This window comes from Parachitinimonas caeni (assembly GCF_030129945.1).
GTDB lineage: Bacteria > Pseudomonadota > Gammaproteobacteria > Burkholderiales > Chitinimonadaceae > Parachitinimonas > Parachitinimonas caeni.
The window spans coordinates 1-9,413 of record NZ_JARRAF010000068.1 but is presented as its reverse complement, the minus strand read 5'-3'; the positions used below and the strand labels follow the sequence as shown (position 1 = coordinate 9,413).

Below are 9,413 nucleotides of genomic sequence, written 5' to 3'. Positions count from 1 at the left end.
GCCAGACTGCCGCTGTCGCGGATCTCGGTCTGATCGTGACTGAGGCGGCTCTGGAACAGCGGCAGCTGCCAGTTGCCGGCATCGGCCGAGGAGGTCTGGCCGTTCAGTTCACGGTTCAGCGCCAGGGTGTGGCCCCCCAGCTGGAACAGGCCATCGCTGGCACGGGCCAGGGCGGCTTGCTTGTCGGCACTATCAACAATGAGGCGGCTGTCGATCTCGCTCTGGCGGCCGGCCAGATCCCAGGCGGTGAGCCGCAGGCGGTAGACACCGTTGGCGTACTGGCGCGGGTCGAGCGTGGCCAGATCGAGCAGGCCATGCTGGGCTGTGGCGGTGGCCTGGGCGTCGGCCAGGGTGGTCCATTCACCGTGCAACGGCGCCAGCTGCAGGCGCCAGCCCATCAGCTGGGTCTCATCGAGCCGGGCCTGCAGCAGGCTGGCGGTCGACAGGGTGGCGGGGGCCTGATCGGCCGGCTTGAGCGCGCCGGCCCAGGCCAGTTGCGGTGCGGCGCTATCCTGCGGATCGCGTACCCGCACGCTTTGGGTCCGGGTCGTGCTGAAGCCGTCGACATCGGTAGCGGTGATCTGCAATTCGATCAGGCCGGCGACGGTGGCCGGCAGGCGCAGGCGGCCACTGGTGTCGAGGGCGACCGGCTGCCAGTCGCTGCCGAAGCCGGCACCGCGCACGGCGGCCTTCACCTCGCGGATCGCGGCAAAGCCATCGGCGCGGACGGTGGCCAGCACACTCTGGCCCGGCAGCACCGGCGTGGCCGGGGTCAGGTCGATCAGCATGGTCGGGGCGTTGGCACTCGCCTCGGCCACCACCCGCAGCACGAAGGTCTGGCGGGTCGTGCTGCGACCATCGCTGACCTCGGCCGTCACCAGCACGTCGCCGATCTGGCCGGGGCCGGGGGTCCAGTGCAGGGTCTGGCCGTCGAAGGTGGCGCCTTCGGGCAGGTTGTTGAAGCGGACGCTGAGAGCGGCGGTCTGGGCGGCGCCGTCGAGGTCCGTGATTTGGAGACCGGGCAAGGCGCTGCCAGCGGCAGTGGGGCTCAACGACGGCGTGGCGCCCGGCAAAGCCGGGCTGATTGGGGCTGTTGAGGTGTTCGGCAGCGTGCCTGTTTGATTCCCACTCCCCCCGCCCTCGCCCGCCGGCGAGGGGGCCGTACGCACCACGGGCAGGCTGAAGGATTGCCCCACCACCAGAGCATGCGAGCTGGTCTGGATGACCGGCGCACGGTTGAGGTCGAGCACCCGCACCTGCACGGTCTGCACCGTCGCGGTCTGGCCATCGCTGGCCCGGAAGCGGAAGGGGAAGGCGCGGTCGTTGCCGTTGAGGTGATCCACGGTATCGGCATCCGGCGTCCATTCAAAGGTACCGCTGGCCGGGTCGAAACGCACGCCTTTGGGCGTGGTCTCGTCCATCAGCAGGTCCAGCTGCACGGCGTCGCGGTCCGCATCGCTGGCGGTCAGGCGGAAGCTCAGGGTTTCGCCTTCGCGCACCAGCTGCAGCGGCATCGGCAAGAGCTGTGGCGCCTGATTGGTGTTGACCACCTCGATCTCGACCGTGTGCGCAATCGTCGCCATGCCATCGCTGCCGCGCAGGGTCAGCCGGTAGTGGCCGTCGGCCTGGTCGGAACGATTGCTGCTCTGCGCCGCCAGCAGGCCCGGGGTCCATACCAGCCGCAGCCGGTTCTGGCTGCCTTGCTGGCTCGGTTCCAGTGTCATGCCGGCCGGCAGTCCTTCGACGGTCCAGTGGAGCAGATCCAGATCGGGGTCGGTGACGATCCAGTCCAGCGTCAGCGGCTGGCCTTCGCGCGCCATCACCCGGCTGCGGTCGGCCGCCAGCGCGGTGGCCGGCTGGCCATCGGCCTGCAGGGCCAGCAGGGTGGGCAGTTGGTTGGCACCGCGCACAATCAGGCGCAGATCGGCACTGCGGGTATTCAGCTGCGGCACGAAGTCGGCGGGCAGGGTCTGGCCATTGCCGGCCGGTGGCAGGCCGCTGTCGCTCACCAGCAGGCTCAGATCATGGTTGCCGATCTGATCGGCGCTCGGGGTCCACACCAGCCAGGCCAGGCCGTATTGCGGATCGGTTTCGATCTGCGCCCCGGCCGGCGCCCCTTCCAGTCGATAACTGAGCGCGTCCTGATCCGGGTCGTTGACGCGGATCGGCAGCCGCAGGGGCTGGCCGGCCACGGCCACGGCCTGACGGGCAACGCGGATCTGCGGCGCTTCGCTCAGGTGGGTGACACTCAACACGAATCGCTTGCTTTGGGCCAGCGCGGCCCCGGCCTCGCCGTCGCCGTTGTCCTGGGCGGTGACGGTGATCGGGTAATCGCCCCGGTCGCCCTCCTGCGGCGTGACGATAATCACGCCCTCGGTCGGGCTGGTCTGCTCGAAGCGGGCAAAGCGCGGCAAGCTGCTCAAACTCAGGGTCAGCGGGTTGCCGTCGGCATCGCGGGCGCTGACCGGGATGCGCAGGGTCTGGCCGATTTCCAGACTGGCGTTCGTGAGGTCGCCCACCTCGGGGGCGCGGTTGGCATTGCGGACGGTGATCGGCACCGTCAGCCGGCTGATGGCCCGGCTACCGGTACCGTCGCCATCGTCGGTGGCGATCACGGTGATTTCATAAGTCCCGGCCTGGGTGTAGCCCGGGGTCCAGATCAGCTCCAGCGTGTCCTTGTCGAAGCGGGCACCCGGTGGCAGGCCCTGCACGTCGTACTCGACGCTGGCCCGGCCTTCGCCGCCCACGGCTGCTCCCTCGGGCCGCAACCGCAGCTTGGGTTCAAAGTCGGGGTTGTCCGGGTCGAAGGCGAACACCGAGAGCCGCAAGGGCTGGCCTTCCAGTAGCTGCCAGTGCTCGGCCGGCGCAAAGCGCGGTGCGCCATTGGCATTGAGGATCTCCATTTCCAGCGTCTGGCTGACCCGGGTGCTGACCGGGGCACTGCCATCGGCCGGGGTGTAGGTGGCGGTCAGGGTCAGCGGCAGGCTGAGGTGGCCGTGCTGGTTGTAACCGGGGGTCCAGTCGAACCAGCCGGTATCCGGGTTGAGGGTGGCACCCGCCGGCAACCAGGGGCTGCTGTACTGGAGCCGGATGGTGGTGCCATCGGCCTGACGCAGACCGCCCGGCAGACTGCCGGCCAGCTGCAGGCTGAAGCGTTCGCCTTCGCGCAAGGTCTGGTTGGCGGGCGCCCGCAAGACCGGGGCGGCATAGCCCTGGGCTACCCGCAGGTTGAAGCGGCGCACACTGGTGGTCTTGCCATCGCTGGCGACGACGGCGATATCGCGGTAGTCACCGGCCTGGTCGTAGCTCGGGGTCCAGTGCAGCACGCCCCGGCTGGCATCGAAGCTGGCACCTGCCGGCAGATTGCGTACGGTCAGGGTCAGGGCGTCGCCATCGGCATCGGAGGCAGTCAGCGGCAGTGCCAGCGCCTCGCCTTCGGTCAGACGGATGTCTTCGATGGCGTCGATGACCGGGCCATGGTTACCGCCCGCCACGTCGATGGCGAAGCGGCGGATCGCCACCCCGCCGCGGCTGTCGATGACGCGGACCCGGATCTCGCTCTGGGCCAGGTCGCTGGCGCTTGGGGTCCAGCTGAGTTGGGCGGTGTGCTTGTAATAGCTCGTCGTGCTGGCCGGCGCGGTATCCGTCCCCGGGAGGGGGGGTTCCACCCGCACGCCTTGAGCACTCGCTGTCAGGCTCAGGCCGGCCGGGCCGTCGAGGATCTGCCAGCTGACCACGCGGCTGTCGGGGTCGGTGGCGACCAGGGTGGCGGTCCAGGCCTGGCCCACCTGGGCCGTGGGCAGGGGCTCGGTGTCGAGGTCACGCAAGGTGGAGACGGCAATGCCGTCGCCGATCTCGGCGCTCACCTGTGGCGGCACGTTCTGGTACGGCAGGGCATAGACGCCATGCCCCAGATTGGCCTTGACCAGCGGGCCACTGCCGGGGGCGGTGCCGAAGCGTTCAGCCGGTACCAGGGTCACGGTCTGGTCGGCCAGGGTCTCGCCGGCCGCCAGCTTGCCGTCCTTCAGGGCAGCGCTCAGGTCGAGCAGCCACAGATCGCTTTGTTCGCCACTGCCGCGCCGGGCACCGGCAATCGCGTCGCCGAAGTAACGACCCGGGTCGAGCAGCAGGGTCAGCGGGCCTTTGAGGTCATCCGTGCCGATATTGCGCAGGCTGACGTCGTAGCTGACCTGGCCGGTGGCGTGATGGGCGCGGGTGTTGCTGAAGGTCAGCTGCACCCGGCTGCTGAAGTCGAGCACGCTGGTGAACTGGCTGACATAGCCTTGCGCCAGCTTGATGCGGCCGCTGTTCTGCAGCGCATCGCTGACTTCAAGTCGCCAGTGGCCGGCTTCCAGTGACGGCAGGCTGAGGATCACGCTCTGGCTGGCAGCATCCCAGCGCAGACCGGTCGGCTGCAGCCGGACCTCGCCACTGACCAGGGTGTAGTACTCGGGGTTGAGGACCGAGCCGGGCTCGTTGTTCAACCCTTCTGCCGTATCGCCGGCATACATCGCCTGATCAAAGCGCAGGCGGATTTCCGATAAGGGCAGCGGCACCAGGGCGCCGTCGGGCACCGAGCCGGCCAATAGCTTGGGCGGCCGTTGCGGCGCAATCTCGTCAATCTGGCCAGTCTGGGCCAGCAGGATGCGGCCATCGGCCGTGGTCAGCAGGCTCTCGCCCCGGCTGCCGCCGTTGGCCAGTTGCAGGCTGCGGCGGCTGGCCAGTTCGATCATCCACAGTGCACCATCGCGGGCGGCACTGCGGCCGGCGCCCAGCGCCTGCTGGTGACCATTGCTGCTGACCAGCAACAGGCCGTCGAGGGCACTGCCGGCCCGACCGAAGGCCAGGCTGTCGAGCACGCCGTCGAGGCGGTATTCGACTTCAGCCCGGCCGGCGTTGCGGCCGCTGAGGGCGATGCTGACGATTTCGCTCTGCGGCTGGGCGGCGGCAGCGTCGATCTGGCTGCCGGTCCAGCGCACGCCCCACAGCCGACCATCCGGCCCCAGGGCCAGATCGCCGACGCGGACATTCGAAACGTGCTGCCAGCGGCCGGTGGCCAGGTCGTAGCGTTCAATGCCCTGGCCGGAGCTGGCATAAATCTGGCCGGCGTCGCGGTCAATCGCCAGCGCATGGGTCAACGGGTTGCCGCCGGGGCCATCCAGTCGTTGCACGATCTGGCCACTGCCGGCATCCACCTGCAGCAGCTGGCGACCGGTCATCACCCACAGCTGGCCCAGCCGGTCGAGCGCCATGTCGAGCACCGGTTCGTTCAGGCTGAACAGCGGCTGCAGGCTGCGGCCGCCATCCTTGGCGAAGGCGTAGACGGCATTGCGGCCTTCACCGGCACTGGCCAGCACCCGGCCATCGGCCAGTTCGACCATCGCCAGTGCGCCGATATGGGCCTGACTACCGCTAAAGCCACTGCCGAAGCTGCGGCTGCTGAACGGGGCCAGCACGCTTTGCAGATCGCCGGCCTGTTGCGGCACCACCAGACCCGGCAGCCGTTGGCTGGCAGTCTGGAACAGGGCATTCGTTGCATAGGTGCGGTCGGGCTTGGCCGCCGGTAGTGGCGCGGTCGCACTGAGTGTTTCATTGCGGCCCAAGCTGTCGGCGGTCTGGCCGGCGCTGCCATCATCCGGCAGCACGGCATTCAGAAGATTGGCCGCTTCGCGGTTGCCGGCCACGTCGGTGGCGACGGCCAGGAACTCGTAATGCTTGCCAGCCTCGCCCACAAAGCGGGCCTGGCCGCTGGCGCCCACCACCTGCTTCTGCCAGAGGCGGAAGTCGCCACCATCGGTCGAGACATAAACCGTCACATGCCGTACGCCACTGGCGTCATCCTGCGCCTGCCAGCTGATGTCGAACTGCGGGGCGCCGTCGGCGGTGTTGGCCGCACTGGCGACCTGAACCGTGGTCCGGGGCGCGGCCGCGTCGAGGCTGACCGGTGGGGCTTCGCTGTCGATCGGCGGCTGGCCGTTGAACAGTAGCCGCGCCTGATTGCGCAGGCGGCTGCCGCTGGCCAGGTCATCCCGGGCCTGCAGGGTATAGCTGACGAAACCCCGGCGGGACTGCGCCTGCCCGGCATCGGGCCGCAACAGGCCTCGGGTGGCGTCCTTCAGCACTTCGCCGGTTTCCGGGTCAATCGCCTGGATCAACCAGCTCAGGGTGCGGCTGGCGGGGTCGACCCCGGCCGAGACGCGCAGGATAAAACCGTGACTGTCACTGAAGTCGAAGTCGCCACCGAAGTCAGAACGGTTGTCCGGCACATGCACATTAATATCGCCCAGCTTGAGGTCGTTCAACCGCAGGCTGCCGAGGTCAAAGCCAGGGTCGATCTGGCTGACGATGCGTAATTCGCCGGCCGGCGCATCGGTTGGGTTCTGGAACGACACGGTGTAGGGCAGCGGGGTCGCCACCGGCACATGCGCCACGCCGTCGGCATTGGGCAGGACTTGCGGTCCGCGGAGGCTGAGCGTGGAGGTCTCGGCCGCCCGGTTCTGTGCGGCCTGTTGCAGATATTGCGCCAGATTGAGTGCCTTGGGACCGATCGGTTTGAAGTCCTGATCCAGCAGGCCGATGTTGCGCAGGTATTCCATTTCGGCCAGCCCGCCGGCAAACACGTCCAGGCTGAGGAAGTGGGTGGCATGCGCCGCTTCGGTCCGGTAATCGGCAGCCTTCGGGGCTACCGGCACCGGGCTGATGGCGACCGCATTGCCGCCATCGGCCGCCCGGTATTCTTCGTAGTCCACCGGCGCCAGCGCTTGCGGCGTGTCGCCATACCATTGCTGCACCTTGCTGAAGAAGCTGACGAGATCCGCCTGGGTACGGTACTGCTCACCGCCACGGCCCAGCAGCAGGCCGGTGGCCAGGGTGGCGGTCAGGCTCATCACCTTGCCGTCCGCCCGGATCGGCGGCGCTTCGTCCAGCGGCCGCAGCAGGCCGGCGGCTTCGAGCGCGCCGAGCCAGCCCTGGCCCCATTGCGCCTTGTCCGAGGCCAGCACCTGCAAGGGAATCGGCGCCTGGGCATCCTGCAGAATGGCCGTGCGCAGCGCCTCGGCATGCCGCAGCTGATCGGCGATGAACTCATCCCGCGTCAGCGGGGTGGCCGCCCCCACCAGATTGAAGCGGAACGGCATCGCCAGATTGTCGGTGGCGTTGAGGTGGATTTTAGGGTCGAGCGAGCGGAAGCGGGCGGCCAGCCCTTCGGCCAGCTTGTCCAGATCGTTGATGCCGCCATCGAGCCTGCCCTCGGCTTTCCAGTCCGGCCGGACCCGATAGAGCTTGTCGCGCAGACCTTCGAAGTCGTAGTTGATCCACTCGGCCAGGCCCGGATAGGTGGCGATATTGACCGTCGCCCCCACAAAGCCACGGGCCGCCACATCAAAGGCATAGCCGGGGGTCAGGTTGAAGCCCCCCTGATTGAGCATGCTGTCGAGCACCGCCCACGGGATGTCGCGCCGGGGTGTGCCGTCGACCGGACTGGCCCCGGTGGTCTGGGTATTGGCGCCCCCCAGGGTGCGGCCATCGGGCTGCCCCCCCACATTGCTGGCAAAGGTGAAGAAGGGCAGGTTGAGGCCGCTCAGCAGATAGGGGTTGTCCCCCATCGCCGGCGCACCGACGTTGAACTTCACATACGGCGTATCGACATTGCTCAGGTTCTGCAGGCTGACACTGTAGCTGCCCGTCTCGCCCGGATTGAGCGTGCGGGCGCCGCCGATGCCAAGAGTCACATCGGCCTCGATGCCGCGTTCCACCAGATAGCGATAGGCTTCGGTCACCACCTGACCATCCGGATTCAGCACCTGCAGGTCATACAGGCCATGCGGCACCTGCCGCAGATCGAACACGGCGCGGATATGCGTTGCATCCAGCACCTGCCAGCGCTCGGGCTGGACCTCGAACACGCCCGGCCGCGACAGCTTGACCAGCGCCCCCGGCTTGAAGCGGGCGCCTTCGATGTCCATCGTCACCCAGCGGTGCTGGTCGTCACCGGTGCCGCCGGCATCCGGCGTCACCCGGGTGATCGCCAGCGGCATCAGTTCGGCCTTGAGCGTTGCCGTCTGGGCCGGGCTGCCGGCCTTGTTACGGCTGCGCACCAGCACGTAGTAATCGCCAGCCTGGGTGCTGGGAATGACCGCCTGCTGATCGGCCGCGGCCGCCCGGCTGTAGGCGGCATCGTAGCGATGGCCGGTCGGTACCTCGCCATAGCGGAGGTAGATTTCGTTCTCGCCGTCGTCACTCGCCGCATCCAGCGACACCCGCAAGGTTTCGCCAGCGGCCACACTGACCTTGTACAGTTGTGACTGACCCGCGTTCAGATTGAGGGCGAGCGGGCTGGCCACCACCAGTGATGGCACCGTCACGGTCAGGGTCTGGGCCGAGGCCATCAGGTTGTTCTGCTCGCCCGGCGCCCGATGCAGGCCGGTGGCGTCGTAGCGGATCTCGCCTTCGAACACTTCGTTGTAGATATCGGGCCGCACCACCAGGCGCCAGCTGCCGTCCTTCAGCGGTGGCAGCTTGGCCTTGAGTGTGCCGGCATAGTCCTTGCCGGCTTCCAGATCGCCGATATGCTCGAGCTTGCCCAGCAGGATGTCGCTGATGTCCCACTGGCCATCGGCCGACAGGTAGACCGCATCGGTCCAGCGGCCTCGGGCCGGGTTGGTCGAATCATTCTTCACCGTGTAGTGCAGCTCGACCTCGTCGCCCACCTGCACGGTGGCGGTCTTGAGGCTGACGCTCTGCGCCACCAGATCCGCCGGCGGCGGGGTCTCAATCAGCAGCGGCTGGGCGGCGGTGCCGGCATTGTTCAGCTCGTCGCCTTCCAGGACCCGCCCTCCGGCCCCACTGCCCTGATAGCGGGCGGGGTCGCTGACCACAAACAGGTAATAGCTGCCATCCAGCCCAAACGGCGCCTTCAGATCGAGGTGGGCATCGTAGCCCCCTTGGGCCGCCAGCCCGCCTTCGTGCTGGACATAGCCCAGATACTGATCCTTGCTGAGGTCAAGGAAGCGATCCTTTGACAGATAGATGAGGTCGGTCCAGCTGCCCTGGTCGGCCGGGGTGGCGCCGCCGCGGTTCTCGACGCGGTAATCGACACGGAAGGGCTGACCGGCCACCACCTTCTGCGGCATCTGCACGGTGGCCACCTGCAGGTCCGGTGGCGTCGCCAGGGTGATCGGCAGCGCCAGCCGGGCCACATTATTGCCCTCCCCCCGGAACTCGGCTACCGCCCCCGCGCCCTGGCCTTGCAGCTGGGCCACCGTGTCCAGCCCGGCACGCAGGCTGCTGGCCGGCTTGATCCGCAGCGGGTCGATGTCACGGGCGATATCGGTGTCGGCCTTGACGATCAGGTGGAAGTCGCCTTCGATCGCGCTCGGCAGCACGAAGGTGGCCCGGTTGGTATACGACTCGCC

General features: G+C 68.2%; 1 protein-coding gene. It reads right to left on the bottom strand.

From position 1 onward, the window contains the following. On the bottom strand, positions 1–9,413 hold a 9,413-nt coding region (locus tag PZA18_RS23085), incomplete at both ends, for a putative Ig domain-containing protein (RefSeq protein WP_284103258.1).